Origin of the sequence: Streptomyces sp. MnatMP-M17 (assembly GCF_900091995.1) — a bacterium.
Lineage (GTDB): Bacteria > Actinomycetota > Actinomycetes > Streptomycetales > Streptomycetaceae > Streptomyces.
In genome coordinates this window covers 1-22,419 of record NZ_FMDK01000197.1, presented here as the reverse complement: position 1 = coordinate 22,419, position 22,419 = coordinate 1, and the positions used below count along the sequence as shown (strand labels likewise).

At 69.1% G+C, this 22,419-nt stretch carries 19 protein-coding genes; 15 read left to right on the top strand and 4 right to left on the bottom strand.

Translation table 11 applies throughout. From position 1 onward, the window contains the following. From GA0115259_RS09740 to GA0115259_RS09700, 9 genes are all read left to right on the top strand, one after another. A partial coding sequence (locus tag GA0115259_RS09740; RefSeq protein ID WP_141716506.1) for an enhanced serine sensitivity protein SseB C-terminal domain-containing protein occupies positions 1-304 on the top strand: 304 nt, incomplete at its 5' end. Positions 305-455: 151 nt separating this feature from the next. Further along, positions 456-1,241 (top strand): enhanced serine sensitivity protein SseB C-terminal domain-containing protein, encoded by a 786-nt coding sequence (locus GA0115259_RS09735; RefSeq protein WP_093593842.1) that lies wholly within the window; start codon positions 456-458, stop codon positions 1,239-1,241. Between the two features lie 368 nt (positions 1,242-1,609). Then, positions 1,610-2,608 carry an ABC transporter permease gene (locus GA0115259_RS09730; protein ID WP_093593840.1) on the top strand — a complete coding sequence of 333 codons (999 nt, stop codon included), beginning with the start codon at positions 1,610-1,612 and terminating at the stop codon, positions 2,606-2,608. 44 nt (positions 2,609-2,652) lie between these two features. Continuing rightward, positions 2,653-4,416 carry an ABC transporter substrate-binding protein gene (locus GA0115259_RS09725; RefSeq protein WP_093593838.1) on the top strand — a complete coding sequence of 588 codons (1,764 nt, stop codon included), beginning with the start codon at positions 2,653-2,655 and terminating at the stop codon, positions 4,414-4,416. A 142-nt stretch (positions 4,417-4,558) separates the two neighbouring features. Continuing rightward, positions 4,559-5,569: an ABC transporter permease gene (locus GA0115259_RS09720; RefSeq protein WP_093593836.1), complete on the top strand. Its 1,011-nt coding sequence runs from the start codon at positions 4,559-4,561 to the stop codon at positions 5,567-5,569. Next, positions 5,566-6,666, top strand: a complete 1,101-nt coding sequence (locus tag GA0115259_RS09715; RefSeq protein WP_093593834.1) for an ABC transporter ATP-binding protein — start codon at positions 5,566-5,568, stop codon at positions 6,664-6,666. The genes GA0115259_RS09720 and GA0115259_RS09715 overlap by 4 nt, the downstream gene beginning before the upstream one ends. After that, complete coding sequence (locus tag GA0115259_RS09710; RefSeq protein ID WP_093593831.1) at positions 6,663-7,850, top strand: ABC transporter ATP-binding protein; 1,188 nt, start codon at positions 6,663-6,665, stop codon at positions 7,848-7,850. Before GA0115259_RS09715 ends, GA0115259_RS09710 begins: the two co-directional genes overlap by 4 nt. 146 nt (positions 7,851-7,996) lie before the next feature. Beyond that, positions 7,997-8,839, top strand: coding sequence for a thioesterase family protein (locus GA0115259_RS09705; RefSeq protein WP_093593828.1), 843 nt, complete (start codon positions 7,997-7,999; stop codon positions 8,837-8,839). A 109-nt stretch (positions 8,840-8,948) separates the two neighbouring features. Next, positions 8,949-10,112, top strand: coding sequence for a cysteine desulfurase family protein (locus tag GA0115259_RS09700; protein WP_093593825.1), 1,164 nt, complete (start codon positions 8,949-8,951; stop codon positions 10,110-10,112). A 71-nt stretch (positions 10,113-10,183) separates the two neighbouring features. On the opposite strand, the gene GA0115259_RS09695 is transcribed toward GA0115259_RS09700, so the two are convergent. Continuing rightward, on the bottom strand, positions 10,184-10,930 hold the full coding sequence (locus GA0115259_RS09695; protein ID WP_093593822.1) for an N-acetylmuramoyl-L-alanine amidase: 747 nt from the start codon (positions 10,928-10,930) through the stop codon (positions 10,184-10,186). Between the two features lie 61 nt (positions 10,931-10,991). Here GA0115259_RS09695 and mnmA point away from each other — a divergent pair, with 61 nt between their 5' ends. Continuing rightward, the gene (mnmA, locus tag GA0115259_RS09690; protein WP_093593819.1) at positions 10,992-12,122 is read left to right on the top strand and encodes a tRNA 2-thiouridine(34) synthase MnmA; all 1,131 of its coding nucleotides are present in this window, start codon (positions 10,992-10,994) and stop codon (positions 12,120-12,122) included. A gap of 69 nt (positions 12,123-12,191) precedes the next feature. On the opposite strand, the gene GA0115259_RS09685 is transcribed toward mnmA, so the two are convergent. From GA0115259_RS09685 to GA0115259_RS09675, 3 genes are all read right to left on the bottom strand, one after another. Next, positions 12,192-13,784, bottom strand: a complete 1,593-nt coding sequence (locus GA0115259_RS09685) for a peptidoglycan recognition protein family protein (protein ID WP_093593816.1) — start codon at positions 13,782-13,784, stop codon at positions 12,192-12,194. 238 nt (positions 13,785-14,022) lie between these two features. Further along, the gene (locus tag GA0115259_RS09680; protein WP_093593813.1) at positions 14,023-14,808 is read right to left on the bottom strand and encodes an alpha/beta fold hydrolase; all 786 of its coding nucleotides are present in this window, start codon (positions 14,806-14,808) and stop codon (positions 14,023-14,025) included. 89 nt (positions 14,809-14,897) lie between these two features. Then, the gene (locus GA0115259_RS09675) at positions 14,898-15,233 is read right to left on the bottom strand and encodes a DUF427 domain-containing protein (RefSeq protein ID WP_093593845.1); all 336 of its coding nucleotides are present in this window, start codon (positions 15,231-15,233) and stop codon (positions 14,898-14,900) included. A gap of 128 nt (positions 15,234-15,361) precedes the next feature. Between GA0115259_RS09675 and GA0115259_RS09670 the strand changes: the two genes are divergently transcribed. From GA0115259_RS09670 to GA0115259_RS09650, 5 genes are all read left to right on the top strand, one after another. After that, positions 15,362-15,901: an LOG family protein gene (locus tag GA0115259_RS09670; RefSeq protein WP_093593810.1), complete on the top strand. Its 540-nt coding sequence runs from the start codon at positions 15,362-15,364 to the stop codon at positions 15,899-15,901. Positions 15,902-16,019: 118 nt separating this feature from the next. Then, positions 16,020-16,709 carry an SDR family oxidoreductase gene (locus tag GA0115259_RS09665; RefSeq protein WP_093593807.1) on the top strand — a complete coding sequence of 230 codons (690 nt, stop codon included), beginning with the start codon at positions 16,020-16,022 and terminating at the stop codon, positions 16,707-16,709. Next, positions 16,706-17,701: a methionine synthase gene (locus tag GA0115259_RS09660; RefSeq protein ID WP_093593804.1), complete on the top strand. Its 996-nt coding sequence runs from the start codon at positions 16,706-16,708 to the stop codon at positions 17,699-17,701. The genes GA0115259_RS09665 and GA0115259_RS09660 overlap by 4 nt, the downstream gene beginning before the upstream one ends. Before the next feature lie 42 nt (positions 17,702-17,743). Then, on the top strand, positions 17,744-20,104 hold the full coding sequence (gene ligA, locus GA0115259_RS09655; RefSeq protein WP_093593801.1) for an NAD-dependent DNA ligase LigA: 2,361 nt from the start codon (positions 17,744-17,746) through the stop codon (positions 20,102-20,104). A 237-nt stretch (positions 20,105-20,341) separates the two neighbouring features. Further along, a partial coding sequence (locus GA0115259_RS09650; RefSeq protein WP_107469155.1) for a putative bifunctional diguanylate cyclase/phosphodiesterase occupies positions 20,342-22,419 on the top strand: 2,078 nt, incomplete at its 3' end.

Genomic DNA, 22,419 nt, shown 5'->3' with positions numbered 1-22,419 from the left:
CTGGCAGGAGGATCCGGTCGACTTCCTCTCCGCCGCCGCGGGCGAGTTCGAGACGTCCGGTGTGGTGCTCTCGGCCCGCCGCGCGCTCGCCAGCGTCGAGGGCGACTCCCCGGCGCTCTTCATCGGCGTACAGCTCTCGTCCTGGGAGGCCGCCGACCGCAACGCGCCACTGGACGCGCTCGGCCGCGCGCTGGGCCGGGTCGCGGTGGGCTGGCCCGTCAACCTCATCCTGCTGGACGTGGCCCAGGATCCGGTCGGCGACTATCTGCTGGCCAAGGTGAGGCCGTTCTACCAGCGGGCATAGACACCAGGCGTCAAGGCTGTGTCAGGACCGCCGCCTAAGCTGGTTTGATGGCTGGGCCCCCGCGGCGTGTCCGGACGGGCCTTCCCGCACGGGGGCCGACGGGCTTCGGGGGGCTGGTCGAATGGTGGATCGAAGAGGGGCGGGACCCAGAGTGAGCGCGTCAGGCACCGCGGCGGCCGGGCAGGTCGAGCAGATGCTGCGCCAGGTGACGCCAGGACGCTACGACGCGTACGAGGCGCTCCTCCAGGCCCTCGCCGACGACAGCGTCTGGATGCTGCTCTGGCACGGCCGGGCCGGTTCGCCGGACGCCCAGTACGGCAACATGGAGGTCGACGGGCTCGGGTACGCGCCGTGCGTCACCTCCGCCCAGGAGCTCTCCGTCAGCGGCTGGACCCGGGCGCACGAAGTGGTCACCGGCCGTGACATCGCCCGTGCGCTCTATCCCGACCGCTGGGGCATCTGGCTCAATCCGCACGCGCCCGGGGGCGGAGTCGGTATCCCCTGGCTCGATCTGCGCCGGATCGCCACCGGACTCGACCGGATGCCCGCGGGACCGCTGCGGCTGTCCGAACCGGCCATCGCACTGCCGCAGTTCTACGCCCTGCTCACCCAGAACGCCCATCGCACGCCCGCGGTCCGCTCGCTGCGCCGCGCCTGGGTGCAGCCGGCGCTCGGCGTGCCGTATCTGACGATCGGCCTCGATCTGTACGACACGAGCCCGGCGTCCGTCGATTCCGTACGCGCGATGATGCGGCAGTCGATCACCGCGGTGCCGGACGGACTGCCGGTCTCGACCGTGGCGATGTCCGACGAGTACGACCCGGTGACGATGTGGCTACGGGCCAACTCGCGTCCGTTCTACGACCGCGAGGCGCACGCGGGACCGGCGCCCACCTCGGGTTATGGCTATCCGCCGCCCGCTTCTCACGCGTACTGAGCGCCACGGCGCGGAGGATGGCACGGAGGATATGGATGCTCCGGTTCCGCCGCATATCAGGCGAGTTGAGCCACATATCCGATCTGGTGGAATAGCGGCTGAGTTGGTCCGCTGAGACGAGCGGACCGTCCGGATAACGGAACACCTCTACCCGCATCACGTTTGAGCAAACATTCCCCGTTGGGACTGGCGGGTGATCGCGAAGTGGCTGAAGACTCCGGGGAGCAGGTGGTCTCGGCCTAGTGTGCGATGCGCTGACAGAAGCAGTTCCCGCCACAGGGGGACCACGTGCGTCATGTGATGTGAAAGTGCCGCTACAGCGGCGGTCATGGGCCGGCCACCGTCGGCCGAGAGGGGTCTCCAGCGCAATGACGGCACCTATCGAGACCACCGGGTCGGCGGCGACAGCGCAGCCGGAAGCGGTCCTGGAGGGCGCCGGGGGCAAGCAGATCGAAGGCCGTTCGCTCGGCCGGATCGCGTGGACGCGTTTCAAGCGGGACAAGGTCGCCGTAGCGGGCGGCGTCATCGTGATCCTGCTGGTTCTTGTCGCCGTACTGTCCAAGCCGATCCAGGCGGTGTTCGGTCTCGACCCCAACGCCTTCAACCAGGATCTGGTGGATCCGACGCTGCTGGCGCCCAAGGGCGGCTTCGGCGGTATGAGCTGGGACCACCCGCTGGGCGTGGAACCGCAGACCGGGCGTGACATTCTGGCCCGTATCATCGAGGGCTCATGGGTCTCCCTGGTGGTCGCGGCCGGATCGACGTTGCTCTCGGTCGTCATCGGCGTCGTGATGGGCGTCGTGGCGGGTTTCTACGGCGGCTGGGTGGACAGTGCCATCAGCCGCATGATGGACACCTTCCTCGCCTTCCCGCTACTGCTTTTCGCGATCTCGATCTCCGCGTCGCTCCAGGGCAGCGCGTTCGGTCTTGAGGGGCTTCCGCTCCGTATCGCCGTACTGATCTTTGTGATCGGCTTCTTCAGCTGGCCGTACATCGGCCGGATCGTGCGCGCGCAGACGCTCAGCCTGCGCGAGCGGGAGTTTGTCGAGGCGGCTCGGTCGCTGGGCGCGCGAGGACCGTTCATCCTGTTCCGGGAGCTGCTGCCGAACCTGGTCGCGCCGATCCTCGTGTACTCCACCCTGCTGATCCCCACCAACATCCTCTTCGAGGCTTCTCTGAGCTTCCTGGGTGTGGGTATCGCGCCGCCACAGGCTTCCTGGGGCGGAATGCTGTCCACCGCGGTCGATCTCTACCAGGTCGACCCGATGTTCATGATCATCCCCGGTATGGCGATCTTCATCACCGTGCTGGCATTCAATCTGCTTGGGGACGGGCTGCGTGACGCACTCGACCCCCGTGGCAAGTAATAGCGGCCCTGCCGCATCGGTCAATCGAGGGGGCTTTCCTCAGGATGAACAGCAGAAAGACGGCAGCGGCCATCGCCGTGACGCTGGCCATGGCGCTCGGTGCGAGTGCCTGTGGCAGCTCCGACAAGGACAGTGACGGCAACAAGGGTGGCGGCAGCAGCGCCAAGGCCGATGCCGCGATGTCGGGCATTGTCAACACGACCGACAAGAAGGGGGGAACGGTCGTCTTCGAGCACTCCAGCGGCCCGGACTCCCTGGACCCGGGCAACACGTACTACGGCTGGGTGCAGAACTTCTCCCGCCTGTACGGCCGTACCCTGGTCACCTTCAAGCCGGCCGCCGGCAAGGAAGGCCTTGAGGTCGTCCCCGACCTCGCGACCTCGCTCGGCAAGGCCAGCCCCGACGCCAAGACCTGGACGTACACGCTCCGCAAGGGCGTGAAGTTCCAGGACGGCACCGAGGTCACCTCGAAGGACGTCAAGTACGCGATCGAGCGCAGCAACTTCGCGCCCGAGGCGCTCTCCAACGGTCCGACGTACTTCAAGTCGTACCTCGTGGGCGGCGACAAGTACAAGGGTCCCTACAAGGACAAGTCCCCCGAGGGTCTGAAGTCCATCGAGACCCCGGACGACTACACGATCACGTTCAAGCTGAACAAGCCGTTCGCGGACATGGACTACCTGGCCACCTTCTCGCAGACCGCTCCGGTCCCGCAGAAGGCCGACAAGGGTGCCGAGTACGTCCAGAACATCGTGTCCTCCGGCCCGTACAAGTTCGACTCGTACAACGAGAGCACCGGCGCCACGCTCTCCCGCAACCCCGAGTGGGACCAGGCCAGCGACCCGATCCGCAAGGCGCTGCCGGACAAGATCGAGCTGAAGCTCAACATCAACGCGACGACGATCGATGAGCACCTGCTCAACGACACGATCACCGCGGACGCCGGCGGCACCGGTCTCCAGTCCAAGACGCAGCCGAAGGTGCTCGTCAAGGCCGACGAGAAGGCCAAGACGGACAACCCGTACGCGGGCGCGCTGTCGTACCTGGCGATGAACGTCAACGTGAAGCCGTTCGACAACGTCGACTGCCGCAAGGCCGTTCAGTACGCGGTGGACAAGGCCGGTGCGGTCAACTCCATCGGTGGCTCGGTCAAGGGCGACCCGGCCAGCACGCTGATCCCGCCGTCGGTGAGCGGTTACAAGAAGTTCGACCTGTACGCGACGCCGGGCAACAAGGGCGACGAGGCCAAGTCCAAGGCCGCGCTGACGGCCTGTGGCAAGCCGGGCGGCTTCAAGACCACGCTGACGGCCCGTGCGGACCGTCCCGACGAGGTCACCGTGGCCACCCAGATCCAGGAGAGCCTGAAGAAGGTCGGCATCACGGCGGACATCAAGACGTTCCCGTCCGACAAGTACTTCACGGACTTCGCCGGTGTGCCGGCCTGGGTCCACAAGAACAACGCGGGCCTCATGATGATGGCCTGGGGTGCCGACTGGCCCAGTGGATTCGGCTTCCTCGACCAGATCGTGAACGGTTCGGCCATCAAGCCCTCCGGTGGCACGAACCTGATGGAGCTGAACGACCCGAAGATCAACAAGGCGCTGTCGGACGGCATCGGCACCGTTGACCCGGCCGCCCGCACGGCTGCCTGGGGCGAGGTCGACCAGCTCGTCATGGAGAACGCCTCGGTCGTCCCGCTCTTCTACCGCAAGAACCTGCTCTACCGGCCCGCGTCCGCGGCCAACGTCACGGTCACCGAGGCCTACCTCGGCATGTACGACTACACGCTGCTGACCTCGGCCAAGTGACACCGGTGGCACCGGGAAGCCCCGGTGCCACCCCGTAACACCTGTAACACCTGACACATCAAAACAGCACCCCCCGAAAGGCAGGTGAAGGTGCCGGGCCGTCCTGGCGTACCCCGTCAGGACGGCCCGGCACCAAACGGCTGTGGCTGCGTACATCATCCGACGCGTCTTCGCCGCGGTGTTGCTGCTGCTGGTGGTCAGCGCAGTCACGTTCGCGATCTTCTTCCTTGTGCCCCGCCTCGGCGGGCAGACGACTGACTCGCTGGCCGCCCAGTACATCGGCAAGAGTCCCAGCCCGGACGCCATCGCCGCTGTCAAGAAGAACCTGGGGCTCGACCAGCCCCTCTACCTTCAGTACTGGGACTTCATCAAGTCCATCGTGGTCGGCGCCGAGTACAACTTCGGCCCCAATCCCTCGGTCTGTCATGTGCCGTGCTTCGGCTACTCGTTCAAGACACATGTCGAGATCTGGCCCCAGATAGTCGACCGCGTGCCGGTGACCCTGTCGCTGGCCGTCGGTGCGGCGGTCCTCTGGGTGCTCTCCGGTGTCGCGATCGGTGTGCTCTCCGCGCTCAAGCGGGGCTCCATCTTCGACCGGCTCGCCATGGGCGTCGCCCTCGCCGGTGTCTCGCTGCCGATGTTCTTCACCGGTCTGGTCTCCCTCGCCCTGTTCAGCTTCCACTGGACGATCTGGGACAACCTCCACTTCGTACCGTTCACCGAGAATCCCGGTGAATGGGCCTGGAACCTGATTCTTCCCTGGTGCACGCTCGCCTTCCTCTACTCGGCGCTCTACGCACGGCTCACCCGTGCCGGAATGCTGGAGACGATGGGCGAGGACTACATCAGAACCGCGCGGGCGAAGGGACTTCGGGAGAGCAAGGTCGTCGTCAAGCACGGCCTGCGCGCGGCGCTGACGCCGCTCGTCACCATCTTCGGCATGGACTTCGCGCTGCTGCTCGGTGGCGCGGTCATCACCGAGAACGTCTTCTCCTTCCAGGGCATGGGCGCCTACGCCATCCTGGGCGTGAAGCAGAGCGACCTGCCCATCGTGATGGGTGTGACGCTGGTCGCCGCCTTCTTCATCGTTGTCTGCAACCTGCTGGTGGACCTTGTGTACGCCGCGATCGACCCCCGGGTGAGGCTCTCATGAGCGACGTACAGAAGGACGTACAGAAGACGGGCGCGGAGAAGGCCACCACGGGTACGGGTTCCGCCGAGGGCGCCGCGGAGAAGTTCCTCTCCGTGCGCGATCTGCGGATCCACTTCGACACCGACGACGGTCTGGTCAAGTCCGTCGACGGCGTCAGCTTCGATCTGAAGGCCGGCCAGACTCTCGGTATCGTCGGTGAGTCCGGCTCGGGCAAGTCCGTGACCTCGCTGGGCATCATGGGGCTGCACAACTCCGAGCGGGCCAGGATCTCCGGTGAGATCTGGCTGGACGGCGAGGAGCTGATCGGCGCCGGTCCCGAGCGCGTGCGTGAGCTGCGCGGCCAGAAGATGGCGATGATCTTCCAGGACCCGCTCTCCGCGCTGCATCCGTACTACAGCATCGGCGCGCAGATCGTGGAGGCGTACCGCGTCCACAACGCGGTGGACAAGAAGACCGCCAAGAAGCGGGCCGTCGAGATGCTCGACCGGGTCGGCATTCCCGAGCCCGCGCGGCGCTACGACGACTATCCGCACCAGTTCTCCGGCGGTATGCGTCAGCGCGCGATGATCGCGATGGCGCTGGTCAACAATCCGCAGCTGCTGATCGCCGACGAGCCGACGACCGCCCTGGACGTCACCGTCCAGGCGCAGATCCTCGACCTCATCCGGGATCTCCAGAAGGAGTTCCACTCGGCCGTCGTCATCATCACCCACGACCTGGGCGTCGTCGCCGAGATCGCGGACGAACTGCTGGTGATGTACGCGGGACGCTGTATCGAGCGCGGCACCGCGGAGAAGGTCTTCTACCAGCCGCAGCACCCGTACACCTGGGGCCTGCTGGGCTCGATGCCGCGTATCGACCGGGAGCAGACCGACCGGCTGGTGCCGGTCAAGGGAACGCCGCCCAGCCTGATCAACGTCCCGTCCGGCTGCGCCTTCCATCCGCGCTGCCCGTACGCGGACGTCCCCAAGGACAACATCACCCGCACCGAGCGTCCCGAGCTGCGGCAGATCACCGACGGGCACTTCTCCGCCTGCCATATGTCGCCGGCGGAGCGGGAACAGATCTGGACCGAAGAGATTGCGCCGAAGCTGTGACTGATCCGAGCAAAAAGATTCCCGAGCAGGAGGCGGGCCAGGGACCGGACGGTTCCGGCCCCGAGCCGCTCCTCAAGGTCACCGGCCTGGCCAAGCACTTCCCGATCACCAAGGGAGTGCTCAAGCGCAAGGTCGGCGCGGTCAAGGCGGTCGACGGTCTCTCCTTCGACGTCCGCCCGGGCGAGACCCTCGGTGTGGTCGGCGAGTCCGGCTGCGGCAAGTCGACGATGGGCCGGCTGATCACGCGGCTGCTCGAACCGACCGGCGGCAAGGTCGAGTTCGAGGGCCGGGACATCACGCATCTGTCGGCGGGCGCCCTGCGGCCGATGCGCCGTGATGTCCAGATGATCTTCCAGGACCCGTACGGCTCGCTGAACCCGCGCCACACCGTCGGCGGAATCATCGCCACTCCCTTCAAGCTCCAGGGCATCGAGCCCGAGGGCGGTGTGAAGAAGGAGGTCCAGCGGCTGCTGGAGCTGGTGGGCCTCAGCCCCGAGCACTACAACCGCTATCCGCACGAGTTCTCCGGCGGCCAGCGGCAGCGCATCGGTATCGCGCGGGCGCTGGCGCTCAACCCGAAGCTGGTCGTGGCCGACGAGCCGGTCTCGGCGCTGGACGTGTCGATCCAGGCCCAGGTGGTGAACCTGCTGGACGACCTCCAGGAGGAGCTGGGCCTGACCTATGTGATCATCGCGCACGACCTCTCGGTCATCCGCCATGTGTCGGACCGGATCGCGGTGATGTACCTCGGCAAGATCGTGGAGCTGGCGGACCGTTCGTCGCTGTACGCGTCGCCGAAGCACCCGTACACCAAGGCGCTGCTCTCCGCGGTGCCGGTGCCGGACCCGAGCAGGCGCGGAGCGAAGAGCGACCGGATCCTGCTCAAGGGCGATGTGCCGTCGCCGATCAATCCGCCGAGCGGCTGCCGCTTCCACACGCGGTGCTGGAAGGCGACGGAGATCTGCAAGACCACCGAGCCGCCGCTGATCCAGCTCGCGCCGGGCCACCAGGCGGCCTGCCACCACCCGGAGAACGCGGCCGACCAGCATCCGCAGGACACGGTGTCGGTGGCGTCGCGCGAGACGATCGAGCTGGCGGATGTGTCGGGCACGGGCACGGAGACGCCGGCCGCGGAGGCGTCGGCCGCGGGCGAGCCTTCGTCGGAGGCCGGACCCAAGGAGTAACGCGTACGCAGGGCCGGCCGGCCTCTGGTCCCTACGGGGCCGGAGGCCGGCGGCGTTTCGGGCTCTTCTGTGTCACGCCGGAGTTCGCACGCTTGTAACCTTCGTAAGCTACCGCTTAGTACAGCCCCCTTGTAGGGTTGTCTTCCATGGCACAGGCATCCATCGCGTCCATCGGGGACAGCGAGTTCGACCGCGGCACGGCTCTGATCCCGCGTGAACCGGGCGTCTACGACGCGACGCTCTCCCCGGGCTGGACGATCATGAACGTCCTCAACGGCGGCTATCTGCTGGCACTGATCGGCCGCGCGCTCGGCGACACCCTTCCGCACACGGACCCGTTCGCCGTCTCGGCGCACTACCTCACACCGTCGACGCCCGGTCCCGCCGTGGTGCGTACGGAGGCCGTACGGACCGGCCGTACGCTCTCCACCGGCCAGGCGTCCCTCTTCCAGACCGCCGAGGACGGCACCGAGGTCGAGCGGATCAGGGTGCTCGCCTCGTACGGCGATCTGGACGCGCTGCCCGACGATGTGCGGACGGCGGCGAAGCCGCCCGCGATACCGCCATTGGAGCGCTGTGTCAGCTCCGCCGACGGCCCGCCGCCGCCCGGCGACTTCGCGATGATCGACCGGCTCGACCTGCGCCTTGACCCGGCGACGGTCGGCTGGGCCGTCGGCGCGCCGTCCGGGCTGGGCGAGATGCGCGGCTGGTTCCAGTTCGCGGACGGCCGGGACAGCGATCCGCTCGCACTGCTGCTGGTCGTGGACGCGCTGCCGCCGACCGCGTTCGAGATGGGCCTCAAGGGCTGGACCCCGACGGTCGAACTGACCACCCATGTCCGCTGCCGCCCGGCGCCGGGCCCGCTCCGGGTCGCCCTCACCACCCGTAACCTCGCCGGCGGCTTCCTTGAGGAGGACGCGGAGATCTGGGACAGCGCGGACCGTCTGGTGGCGCAGTCCCGCCAACTCGCCCGCGCGCCGCGGGACTGACGGCCCGGCGGATCATGGCCCGGCCGGGCGGCGGTGTGCGCCGTGGGCGGCGGGCCGGTGCGGACCGGGCGCGTGTGCGGCTTCCGTGACTCGTAGAATCGAGTCCACCATGGCTTACCTCGACCACGCCGCGACCACTCCGATGCTGCCGGAGGCGATCGAGGCGATGACCGCCCAGTTCGGCCTCGCCGGCAACGCCTCCTCGCTCCATGCCGCCGGCCGCCGGGCCCGTCGTACCGTCGAGGAGGCCCGCGAGACGCTCGCGGAGGCCCTCGGCGCACGGCCGAGCGAGGTGGTCTTCACCTCCGGCGGCACCGAGGCCGACAATCTCGCCGTGAAGGGCCTGTACTGGTCCCGCCGCGACGCCGATCCGGCCAGGACCAGAGTGCTGGCCAGCCCGGTGGAGCACCATGCCGTCCTCGACGCCGTGAACTGGCTCGGTGAGCACGAGGGCGCGACCGTTGAATATCTGCCGGTCGACTCCTACGGACGGGTGCTGCCCGGGACACTGCGCGAGGCGATCGCGCGCAATCCCGGGGATGTCGCCCTCGCCACCGTCATGTGGGCCAACAATGAGATCGGCACCATCCTGCCGGTGCCTGAACTGGCCGAGGTGGCGGCGGAGTTCGGGATTCCGCTGCACTCCGACGCCGTCCAGGCCTTCGGCCAGACGGAGCTGGACTTCGGTGCCTCGGGACTCGCCGCGATGACCGTCTCCGGACACAAGATCGGCGGCCCGTACGGCATCGGCGCCCTGCTGCTGGGCCGTGAGTACACCCCCGTACCCGTGCTGCACGGCGGTGGTCAGGAGCGGCACGTACGCTCGGGCACCCTCGATGTCCCGGCGATCGCCGCCTTCGCCGTGGCGGGCCGGCTCGCCGCCGAACGGCGCGAGCAATTCGCCCACGACATCGGCGCCCTGCGGGACGAACTGATCGACGCCGTACGGACGGCTGTGCCCGACGCCGTCCTCGGCGGCGATCCCGGCCACCGCCTTCCCGCCAACGCGCACTTCAGCTTCCCGGGCTGCGAGGGCGACTCGCTGCTCCTGCTGCTCGACGCCCAGGGCATCGAGTGCTCGACGGGCTCCGCCTGCACGGCGGGTGTGGCGCAGCCCAGCCATGTCCTGCTCGCCACCGGCTGCGATCCCGATCTGGCCAGAGGCACGCTGCGCTTCTCGCTCGGCCACACCTCCACCAGCCAGGATGTGGAGGCGGTGGCGAAGGCCATCGGCCCGGCCGTCGACCGGGCCAGAAGCGCCGGGCTCAGCTGAGAAGCCTCCGTGGGGCTCGGCGCCTCCGTGGGGCCCGGCGCCTGCGCCTGTGGGGCCCGGGCGCCTGCGCCTCAGGCCGCGCCCGGCTGCGCCTTCTCCGTGTCCGTGCCCGCTTCCCGTACCAGCTCCATATAGCGGTCCCAGTCCCAGTACGGCCCCGGATCCGTGTGGTCCGTGCCCGGGACCTCCACATGGCCGATGATGTGCTCCCGGTCCACCGGGATCTCGTACCGCGCGCAGATCCCGGCGGTCAGCCGTGCCGACGAGCGGTACATCGCGTCAGTGAAGGACGACTTCCGGTCCACCCATCCCTCGTGCTCGATGCCTATCGACCGCTCGTTGTAGGCGCGATTGCCCGCGTGATACGCCACATCCAGCTCGCGGATCATCTGCGCCACATGGCCGTCCTTGCGCACCACATAGTGCGAGGCGGCGCCATGGGCCGGATCCCGGAAGACCTTGAGCGCCACCTGATAGCTGCCCTGGACGACATGGATCACCACACGGTCCACCACATAGTCGTCGGGCCTGTCCGCCCGGCGCCAGTTCGCCGGAGAGGCCGCTATCCACTGCGCACGCGCGTAATCCAGCTCACCTTCCGTGCGCGGCTTGTCGATGCCCGGCACCCGCCACCACAGACGCGAGACCTTCTCGTGTGCCAGCACGCCGCCGCCGAGCAGCGCCGCCGCGCCGCCGATCAGCACCGTCCTGCGATTGATCTCGCCGGAATCCGCGGCCCCGCGATGGCGCCCGCGGGCCACGCGATGGCGTCCGCAGCCGCCCACGCCCCCGGCCGTGCCCGGTGTTTTCTCGCCCATGTGATCGTCAACGCAAACCAGGGCGACTCCGGTTCCCGTCGGGCCGTACTCTGGGAAGGCTATGACTCAGAATCCTCAGCGCCCACTCCGTGTGCTCGCCGCCATGTCGGGCGGCGTGGACTCCGCCGTCGCCGCCGCCCGTGCCGCCGAGGCGGGCCACGACGTCACCGGAGTACATCTGGCGCTCTCCGCGAATCCGCAGTCCTTCCGTACGGGCGCGCGCGGCTGCTGCACCATCGAGGACTCCCGTGACGCGCGCCGCGCCGCCGATGTGATCGGTATCCCGTTCTACGTCTGGGATCTCGCCGAACGCTTCCGTGAGGACGTGGTCGACGACTTCGTCGCGGAGTACGAGGCCGGCCGTACGCCCAATCCCTGTCTGCGCTGCAACGAGAAGATCAAGTTCGCGGCGCTGCTCGACAAGGCGCTCGCCCTCGGCTTCGACGCCGTGTGCACGGGCCATTACGCGACGGTCGTCATCGGCGAGGACGGCACCCGGGAGCTGCACCGCGCCAGCGACATGGCCAAGGACCAGTCGTATGTCCTCGGAGTGCTGGACGAGCGGCAGCTCGCGCACGCCATGTTCCCGCTCGGTGACACCCTCACCACCAAGGACGAGATCCGCGCGGAGGCCGAGCGCCGTGGTCTGGCCGTGGCGAAGAAGCCCGACAGCCATGACATCTGCTTCATCGCTGATGGTGACACCCAGGGCTTCCTCGCGAAGCGTCTGGGCCGGGCCGAGGGCGACATCGTGGACGAGTCCGGTACGAAGGTGGGCAGCCACGACGGCGCGTACGGCTTCACCATCGGCCAGCGCAAGGGCCTGCGCATCGGCCATCCGGCCGCCGACGGCAAGCCTCGCTACGTGCTGGACATCTCGCCCGTCGACAACACCGTGACGGTCGGCCCGGCCGCAGCGCTGGATGTCGTGGCGCTGACGGCCGTCAAGCCGCGCTGGTGCGGTACGGCGCCCACGGGATCCGGCGGCTATACCGCCCAGTTGCGCGCCCACGGCGGTGAGACGGCGGTGACGGCGGAGCTGACGGACGGCACGCTGCGTGTCAGCTTCGAGGAGCCGGTGCGTGGTGTGGCGCCCGGCCAGGCGATCGTGCTGTACGACGGCACGCGCGTGGTCGGCTCGGCGACGATCGCGACGACTACCCGGCGGCGTAAGACGGCGCTGGCCGGTTGACGGAACGGGCCGGCCTCTTTAAAGAAGGGCTCTTTGACGAGACCTCTTTAAAGAGGCCGGCCCGTCGGTTCAGCGGCCGGCCTGGAGCGCGGACCAGGTGGCCGCGCCGACGATGCCGTCCGCTGTCAGCCCACGGCCGCTCTGGTAGTCACGTACCGCCGTGGCCGTTCCCGGCCCGAACTGTCCGTCGATGGACACGGTCCGCCCGAGCGCGGCCGTCAGCGCGCGCTGGAGACGCTCCACCACCGCGCCCGTGCTGCCTTCCCGTACCACGGTCGTGCTGCCCGCGGAGAGCAGGGCCGTCCAGGTACGGGAGCCGACGGCACCGTCCGCGGTGAGCCCGCGGGCGGTCTGGAAGGACCTGACCGCGTTCGCGGTCCGGGTGCCGTAGATGCCGTCCGCGGTGCCCGCGTCGTATCCCTGCTGGTTCAGCAAGGTCTGGGCCGCCGTCACCTGGGCGCCGGTGGAACCACTGCTGAGGGCGGAGTACGAGGCGAAGTTGAGCTGCACGCCACCGCCGCCGGAGCTGCCGCCCACGAGCTGCATGTAGTAGTTCCAGTTCCAGTTCGGTCCCGGATCGGTGTGGTCGTTGCCCGGTACCTCGGCGTGGCCGACGACATGCGCGCGGTCCTTGGGTATGCCGTACCGCTCGCACAGATACTTCGTCAGGGCGGCCGAGGAGCGGTACATCGCGTCGGTGAACCAGCTCGGGTCGGCGATAAAGCCCTCGTGCTCGATGCCCAGGCTGGAGGAGTTGGCCGAGCGCGCGTGGTACGCGGTGTTGCTGTCGCGGACCATCTGGGTGATCGCACCGTCCGACGAGCGCACCACATAGTGCGCGCTCACCTGCGAGGACGCGTTCTGGAACCAGCTGATGGTCCCGGCGTACGAGCCCTGGGTGACATGGACGACCACGGTGCTGATCGACGCGCTCCGGCCGACCGCGTAGTTGGCCGCGTTGGCGGGCACCCAAGCGGCGGGCGGATAGTCGGGACTGAGCGCGGCGCGCTGCCGGCCGCCGTCTGTGTTCGCCGCGTCCGCCGCGTACCGGCCGCGCTCGGGCTCGACGGCGCGCGGCCGTACGGTGACACGCTCGCCACCCGCGACATCCGCGGTGATGCCCTGCCCGAGGAGCGTGTAGACGGTGTCGGCGTACAGCCGGGCCGTGGCGGTGTCGGTGGCTCCGCCGTAACGGGCGACCACCGGATACCACTCGTCCACGCTGCGGCGCTCCGTGGCGTCCAGGCCCAGCCCGTCGGCGTAGGAGCGCAGCACGGCCGCGCCACCACGGATGTTCGCCGTGGTGTCCTCGCGCAGCTCGGCGCCCGGCTCACCGGTCAGCTCGGCGGCCTTCTCCAGCGTGCGGCTCTGCGGATTGCTGACGAGATGCATGACGCCGTAGCCGTTGGCCTGGCTCGGTTCGCCGCGGTGTCCGTCGAGATGCGTCTCGCCGTATCCGACCGCCACCAGCAGATCCCGTGGCACACCGAACTCCGCGGCGGCGCGCGCGAAGGCCCGGCTCATGGAGTCGCGGTCCGCCGCGCCGACGGGAGCAGGCGCGGCACCGGCGGCGGGCTGGGCCGTGGCGACGAGCACCGCGGTGACCAGACCGCCGAGCGCGGACAGTGCGGTCCGTCTCCATGGCGTCGATCGTCGGTACATGCTTCCTCCTGGTCGGTCGGTTCGACGGTCTCCGCGCGAGCGGAGGCGGGTCTACGCCCGTTGAACGACCAGACCTATCGGCGGGTCATGCCCATGTCAAGCATCCAACGGCCCACGCCCGTACCGAAGTTGGGCGATCCTCGCATCCTGCCATGTGCGGGCCTTCGGCTGCGGGTTCTCGGTCTGCCGGGCTCAGCTCACGCTGTCAGGCTCAGCTCGCGCGGCGACCGGACAGGACCTACGCGGCGAAGAACTCCTTCAGCACTGGTGCCAGCACATGCGGCGCCACATCGTGGGTCTGGCCCGTCAGAGTGCGGTGGCGGCCCCGGGGCAGGGCCTCGGCCACTGACCTCGCCGCGTTCCGCAGCAGGACCGGGCTGCATCCGCCGTCCACGACCACGGCGCGGGCCCTGATGGACTTCAGCCGCTCCGCCGGGACCGGCCCTGGGCCCAGCACCGCGTTGTCGTACGCGAGTGTCTCCGCGAGCGCCGTCAGATCCGGCCACATCGGTGACCGCCGTATTCCGGCGATCATCTCGGGCGCCACACCGACGACGGACATGAACAGCTCGACCGCCTCGGTCCGTTGCTCTCGCGCCAGCAGCTCGGAGAGGCGTTCGGCGTAGGTCGCGTACTCCGCCAGATCGGCCGGACCGGTGGCGTACGGCGGTTCGTACACGGCGAGCTGAGTCACCGTCAGTCCGGCCGCCGCCGCCTCCAGCGCGAGCGCCGCGCCCGAGGAGATGCCGTACACGGAGGCGCTGCCGCCCGCCTCCGCGATCAGCGCCCCCAGATCCTCTATCTCTCTCTCCACGGCGTACGGAGCCGTGTCACCGCTCGCGCCGCGCCCGCGCCGGTCGTATATGAGGACCTCGAAGACCGGCGCGAGCAGCTCGGCCAGCGGAGCCTGCGATTCCGCGGTGTTGAGCGCGCCACCGACCAGAATCACCGGTGGACCCTCGCCCATTCGCCGGTAGGCGATGGGGGTGCCGTCCCCCGACTTGGCAGTGCACACGTGGTCCATGGTGAGGCAGACCGGCGCGTCGCGTACAACTCATCGCCCAACAGCCAAGATTTTTCCTGGTTCATGTTTGCCCAGGTGGCGACTTTCGCTCAGGCCGCGACGACTTCGGTGTCGTAGAAGCAGAAGTGGCCCTTGATCTGTGCGACTTCGGCCTTGGGCGTGGGATAGCCCCAGACCAGATCTGCGGCGTCGGGCAGCGACCAGTAGGAGGCGTCGCCCTTGAACGGGCAGTGGGTGGTGGTCGCCGAGGGCGTCAGCAGCTCCGTACGCACATCCTCCGGCGGGAGGTAGTAGCGCACCGGGCAGCCGGTCTCGCGCAGCACCAGTGGACTGCGGCTCTCGGCGAGCACCTGTCCGTCGCGTACGACGCGTACATGCTCGGTGCCCTGCTCGACGGTGATGGTGTGACCCGTGGCCATGGTGATCGGTCCCTTCGGTGATTCCGGCTCATGCGTTTCAGGCTCATGCGTTTCCCGGCTCGTGCCACTTTCTTCAGCAACGAACCGGCGCACAGTCTTCCCGCCGGGACCGAACCGGCCCTTACGGTTGCTCCATGAATATCTGTGTCTTTCTCTCCGCCGCCGATCTCGACGAGCGCTACACCCGCCCGGCCCGTGAATTCGCCGAACTGATCGGCAAGGGCGGCCACACCCTGGTCTGGGGCGGCTCCGACAGCGGGCTGATGAAGGTCGTCGCCGACGGCGTACAGGAGACCGGCGGCCGGCTGGTCGGCGTCTCGGTGGACTTCCTCGGCGAATTCGTACGGCCGGGCGCCGACGAGATGGTGATCGCCAAGAATCTCGCCGACCGGAAGGCGCTGCTCCTCGCCAAGTCCGACGCGGTCGTGATCATGGTCGGTGGCACGGGCACGCTGGACGAGGCCACGGAGATCCTGGAGCTGAAGAAGCACGCCCTGCACACCAAGCCCGTCGTCCTGCTGAACACGGCGGGCTTCTACGACGGGCTGAAGCAGCAGTTCCGGCGGATGGACGAGGAGGGCTTCCTGCCTGTCCCGCTCGCCGACCTGGTTTTCTTCGCGGAGGACGGAGTCGGCGCGCTCGCGTATCTGGAGGAGAGCGCGGGCGTGCGCTGACCTGTCGGGAGGGCGGGCACTGACCTGGCCGGAGGCGCACCGCCCGACGTGCGCTGACCTGCCGGAGGCAGAGCGCGGGCGTGCGCCGGGCGGTCCGCGGTGATGCGACCATGACCGCATGGCTACCCATCTCATCACCGGTGCGGGCTCGGGCATCGGCGCCGCCGTCGCGCGCCGGCTGCACGAGCGCGGCGACGACCTGCTGCTTCTCGCCCGCGACGCCGGCCGCGCCAAGGAACTCGGCGCCGACTTCCCCGGCGCCCGTACGCTCGTCGGCGATCTCGCCGTCCCCGACAGGCTCTCCTGGGCGCTCGCCCAGCAGCCGCTGCCCGACCGGCTCGACTCGCTCCTGCATATCGCGGGCGTGGTCGATCTCGGTCCGATCGCCGAGCTGACGCCCAAGGTCTGGCAGCACCAGCTCGCCGTGAATCTGATCGCTCCCGCCGAGCTGACCAGGCTCTTCCTGCCTCAACTGAGGATCTCCCAGGGCCAGGTGATCTTTGTCAACTCGGGCGCCGGGCTCAACGCGCACGCCCAGTGGGGCGCGTACGCCGCCTCCAAGCACGGCCTCAAGGCGCTCGCCGACTCGCTGCGCCACGAGGAGATGGAGAACGGTCTCCGGGTGACCACCGTCTATCCGGGCCGTACGGCGAGTCCCATGCAGGTCAAGGTCCATCAGCAGGAGGGCAAGGAGTACGACGCGTCGCGCTGGATCGATCCCGGCTCGGTGGCGACGACGATCCTCGCCGCGCTCGATCTGCCGCGTGATGCGCGGATCGATGATCTGACCGTACGGCCGGGCCGATGAGCGATCTCGTCTGGGGGCCCGCCACCGGTATCGGCTCGATGCCCGGCGGCGATGCCAGGGAGGCGGCCAAGGCCGTCACCGGTACCTTCGAGGACTTCCCGTATCTGCCGGAACTGCCCGCGCGAGGGCCGGGCGCCGACATGATCGGCCGTACGGTGGGACTGCTGGCCGAGGTCTACGCGCGCGTGGAGCCGAGCGGCTGGCGGATCGGCGACCGGCCGGGCCGGGACACCAAGCGGGCCAGATCCTGGCTGGGCGAGGACCTCGACGCCCTGGAGGAGTTCACCCAGGGATACGAGGGCCCGCTGAAGATCCAGGCCGTCGGGCCGTGGACGCTCGCCGCCTCGCTGGAGCTGCGCAACGGGCAGTCGGCGCTCAGCGATGCGGGTGCCTGCCGCGATCTGACCGGCTCGCTGGTGGAGGGACTGACCGCGCATCTCGCGGAGGTACGGCGCCGGATCCCGGGGGCCGTACCGGTGCTCCAGCTCGACGAACCGTCCCTCACCGCCGTACTGCGCGGCGAGGTCAGAACGGCCAGCGGCTACCGCACCCACCGCGCCGTGGACCGCCAGGTGGTGGAGAGCGCGCTGCGGGAGGTGACCGCGGTGAGCGCGGGCACGGCGATCGTGCACTCCTGCGCGCCCGACGTGCCGTTCGCGCTGCTGCGGCGGGCGGGCGCCGCCGCCGTCTCGTTCGATTTCGGCCTGCTCACCGAGCGTGATGAGGAGCCGATCGGTGAGGCGGTGGAGGGCGGTACGAAACTCTTCGCCGGAATCGTGCCGGGCACCGACGGCCCATTGTCAGACCCGGCCGGTAGCGTCATGGGTGTCAGAACGTTGTGGCGCAGGCTGGGGCTGAATCCCGGGACTCTCGCCGAGTCCGTGGTGCTCACTCCCTCGTGCGGGCTCGCGGGCGCTTCTCCCGCGTACGCGCGCGCTGCGCTCGCGCACTGTGTCAGGGCCGCGAGATCCCTCGCGGACAACCCTGAGTGACGATCCCGGGTGACGGGTCATGGTGAACGGGAGGACGAAACGGTGGCTGGCGAAGAGCGGACGGGAGTTCCGGCACAGGCGCGCACGGGCGTGCCCGCGGAGGCGCGGGATCAGCATGGCCGGCTCGCCGAGCAGATCGAGGAACACCGCTTCCGGTATTACGTGAAGGATCAGCCCGTCATCAGCGACGGCGAGTTCGACCGGCTTCTCAGGTCGCTGGAGGCGCTGGAGGAGACCTATCCGGAGCTGCGTACGCCCGACTCGCCGACCCAGAAGGTCGCGGGCGCGTACGAGACGGACTTCGCCTCGGTCCAGCACCGCGAGCGGATGCTCTCCCTGGACAATGCCTTCGACGACGAGGAGCTGGCCTCCTGGGCCGACCGTGTCGCCAAGGATGTGGGCACCACCGACTACCACTTCCTGTGCGAGCTGAAGGTCGACGGGCTCGCGGTCAATCTCACCTATGAACACGGCAGACTGACCCGCGCGGCCACCCGCGGCGACGGGCGCACGGGCGAGGACATCACGCCCAATGTCCGTACGATCACGGAGATTCCGCACCGCCTCGCGGGCGAGCGCGTACCGGCCCTGGTGGAGATCCGCGGCGAGGTCTACTTCCCGATGGAGGCCTTCCAGGAGCTCAACGCACGGCTGGTGGAGGCCGGCGACAAGCCCTTCGCCAATCCGCGCAACGCGGCGGCGGGCTCCCTGCGCCAGAAGGATCCCAAGATCACCGCGACGCGTCCGCTGCATATGGTGGTGCACGGCATCGGCGCGCGCGAGGGATTCGACATCGACTGTCTGTCGCACGCGTACGGCCTGCTGCGCGAGTGGGGCCTGCCCACGGCCCGGCACAACGAGGTGGTCGACGGCCTGGACGGCGTCCGGGAGTTCATCGCGAAGTACGGAGAGCACCGCCACTCGGTGGAGCACGAGATCGACGGCGTGGTCGTCAAGCTGGACGAGATCCCGCTCCAGGGCCGGCTGGGCTCCACCTCGCGCGCGCCGCGCTGGGCGATCGCCTGGAAGTACGCGCCGGAGGAGGTCAACACCAAGCTGGTCAACATCCGGGTGGGCGTGGGCCGTACAGGACGTGTCACGCCGTACGCGCAGGTCGAGCCGGTCACCGTCGCGGGTTCCGAGGTCGAGTTCGCCACCTTGCACAACCAGGACGTGGTGAAGGCCAAGGGCGTCTGGATCGGCGACACGGTGGTGCTGCGCAAGGCCGGTGATGTCATCCCGGAGATCCTCGGCCCGGTCATCGATCTGCGGCCCGACGACGCGTACGAGTTCGTGATGCCGGCCGCCTGCCCGGAGTGCGGCACGGAGCTGCGGGCCATGAAGGAGGGCGATGTCGATCTGCGCTGCCCCAACGCGCGTAGCTGCCCTGCCCAGTTGCGTGAGCGGCTGTTCTATCTCGCCGGCCGCAAGTGCCTGGACATCGAGAACTTCGGCTATGTGGCCGCCGCCGCGCTGACGAAGCCGCTGGAGCCGGAGACGCCGCCGCTGCTGGACGAGGGCGATCTCTTCGATCTGACGATCGATCGGCTCCTGCCCATCAAGGCGTATGTCCTCGACCAGGACAGCGGACTGCCCAAGCGCGATCCGAAGACCGGCGAGGAGAAGATCGCCACGGTCTTCGCCAACCAGGAGGGCGAGCCGAGGAAGAACGCCGTGGCGATGCTGGAGAACATCGCGGCGGCCAAGGAGCGCCCGCTGGCGCGGATCATCGCCGGGCTCTCCATCCGCCATGTGGGGCCGGTCGCGGCCGAGGCGCTGGCCAGGGAGTTCCGCTCGATCGACCGGATCGAGCAGGCCACGGAGGAGGAGCTGGCGGCGGTCGAGGGAGTCGGACCGACCATCGCCGCGTCCGTCGCGCAGTGGTTCGAGGCCGACTGGCACCGCGAGATTCTGCGCAAGTGGCGTGCGGCCGGGGTCCGGATGGAGGAGGAGGGCGCGGGCGAGGACGAAGGCCCGAGGCCGCTGGCGGGACTGACGGTGGTCGTCACCGGGACCCTGGAGCGGTACACCCGGGATGGCGCGAAAGAGTCGCTCCAGAGCCTTGGCGCAAAAGTGACCGGCTCTGTTTCGAAGAAGACCGGCTTTGTGGTCGTCGGTGAGAACCCGGGTTCGAAATACGACAAGGCGATGCAGCTCAAGGTGCCTGTGCTGGACGAGCAGGGCTTCGGCGTACTGCTCGAACAGGGCCCGGACGCGGCCAGGGAGGTCGCGCTCACGGCCGAGGAGGCGGCCGAGGAAGCCGCTGATGAGACGGCCGGCGGGACGACGGGGACGACCGGCGGGACGGACGGCGAGACGCCCGAAGGGACCAGCGGGGATACGGCTGCGGAGACCTCGGGACAGACGCCCGGGGAGCCTGCCGGGAAGAGTCCTCGGGAGTAGGGTGCGACCGTCGGAATCGGGCCGCAAAGCTCACCCGTTCGGCGCATACCAGATGGATAAGGATGGGCAGGTCGCATTCGGGCAACAGCTGTAGAGCGCTGCCCGTTGACGCCTTTCGCGGCCTACTGTTGGGATGTGCGCCTGTCGTGCGCGGCTGCGTGGTGCGATTTCAGCCGTGATGGCATGACAACGTGCCATCGCGTGGCATCGGCTCCGCCGGCTGTGAGAGGGACGGGAATGAAACCGACCGAGAGCGCCGCCCCGGTCTCACCCCCGCGTGGTTTCGCGGGAATTGCGGGCACTGCGGCGAAAACGCCCGTTCTTGTGGTGGGACTCGCCGGGGTCCTGTTGGTCACCGGCCTCATCCGTACGGTGCGGGAAGGCCATGCGCTCTTCCCGGGCGGCTCGACGGGCTGGGCGATGGCCGTGCTGACCGGCATCATCGTCGGCCATCTCGTGGCGCTCGGCCGCGACCGCTGGTGGGGCGGCACGGGCTCCGGCGCGGCCCTCACCCTGGCGGTCCTGCTGCTGTACGGCTGGGTCCCCGCCGTACTCGTCAGCCTGTCCGTCGTGGTGCTGGTCGGCATGGCACGCAGACACCGCTGGCGGCAGGGCGTCCTGCACGGCGCGGCCGACATGCTGGGCATCGGCGCCGCCGCGCTCGTCCTGAGACTCTTCGATGTGCTTCCCACCGTCGAGAAGCCCTGGGATCCGCTCGACTGGGGGATCGAGGCCGTCCCGGAGATCGTGCTGGCGGCCGGGATCCATCTGCTCGTCACCAGACTGCTGTTGTGGTACGCGCTGGCCCCGCAGGGCGGCGGGCTGCCGACCGTGGCCCGTACGGCCCTGTACCGCCAGGGACTTGTCGCGGTCGCCCTGCTCGGTATCGCTCCGCTGATCTGTGTGGTCGCGATGACCGTGCCGGTGCTGCTGCCGCTCTTCTCCATCCCGCTGATCGCCCTGGACTCCACGCTCTGGATCGCCAGAGCGCGCGCCGAGGAGCAGCTCCGCGATCCGCTGACGGGCCTGCCGAACCGGCAGTGGCTGCTGGAGCGCACCTGGTCGGCGCTGGAGGACGCGGAGGGCCTCGGCGCCCGGTCCGCGCTGGTCCTGATCGACCTCGACCGCTTCCGTTCGGTCAATGACACGCTCGGTCATCTCGCGGGTGACCGGCTGCTGCTCCAGATAGCCGACCGGCTACGGCTGGCGCTGCCGCGCGGTGCGGAGGCCGCGCGTCTGGGCGGCGACGAGTTCGCGGTGCTTCTGCCGACCTGTGACTCCACGACCAGCGCCCAGCGCGTCGCCCGCCATCTCGTGGCCGAGCTGTCCTCGCCGCTGGACCTCGACGGACTGACGCTGGTCCTGGAGGCCAGCGCCGGAGTCGCCGTCTATCCCGAGCACGCGCTCGACGCGGAAGGGCTGCTGCGCCGGGCCGATGTCGCGATGTACCAGGCGAAGCGGGACCGTACGGGCGTGGAGGTGTACGAGTCCAAGCGGGACTCCAACACCCCGGACCGCCTCGGTCTGCTGGGAGACCTCAGACGCGCACTGGACGCCGGCGAGGTGGAGCTGCACTACCAGCCCAAGGTCCGCTTCGACGGCCAGGTCGCGGGCCTGGAGGCGCTGGTGCGCTGGGTGCATCCGGAGCGCGGCCGGGTCCCTCCCGACGAGTTCATCGCGATCGCCGAGTCCTCGGGTCTGATGCCGCATCTGACCGAGTACGTCCTCGAAAGCGCCCTCGCGCAGGTCGCGCGCTGGCGTTCGCAAGGACTGAAGGTGCCGGTCGCCGTCAATGTCTCGCCGCGCGACGTCCACACTCCCGGTTTCGCCGGAGCGGTCGCGGCGCGGCTCGCCCGCCACGGTGTCCCGGCCGGCTCGCTCCAACTGGAGATAACGGAGCATGTCCTGCTGGAGGATCCGCAGCGCGCCGCCGACACCCTGGCGGGACTGACCGGACACGGTGTGAAGATGTCGCTGGACGACTTCGGCACCGGGTACTCGTCGCTGGTGCATCTGCGGCGGCTCCCGGTGAGCGAGCTGAAGATCGACCGCTCCTTCGTGGCCCGGCTGGCCGTCGACACCGAGGACGCGGAGATCGTCCGCTGCACCGTCGATCTTGCGCACTCGCTGGGCCTGCTGGTCGTCGCGGAGGGCGTCGAGGACGACGAGACCTGGGAGCGGCTGCGGGATCTCGGCTGTGACGCGGTCCAGGGCTGGCTGGTGGCCGCCGCGATGCCGCCGCCCGAGGCGACGGCCTGGCTGCTGGCCAGAGGCGAGCGCGGCTGGCAGCGTCCGGCGGAGCTGGAAGGGGGCCC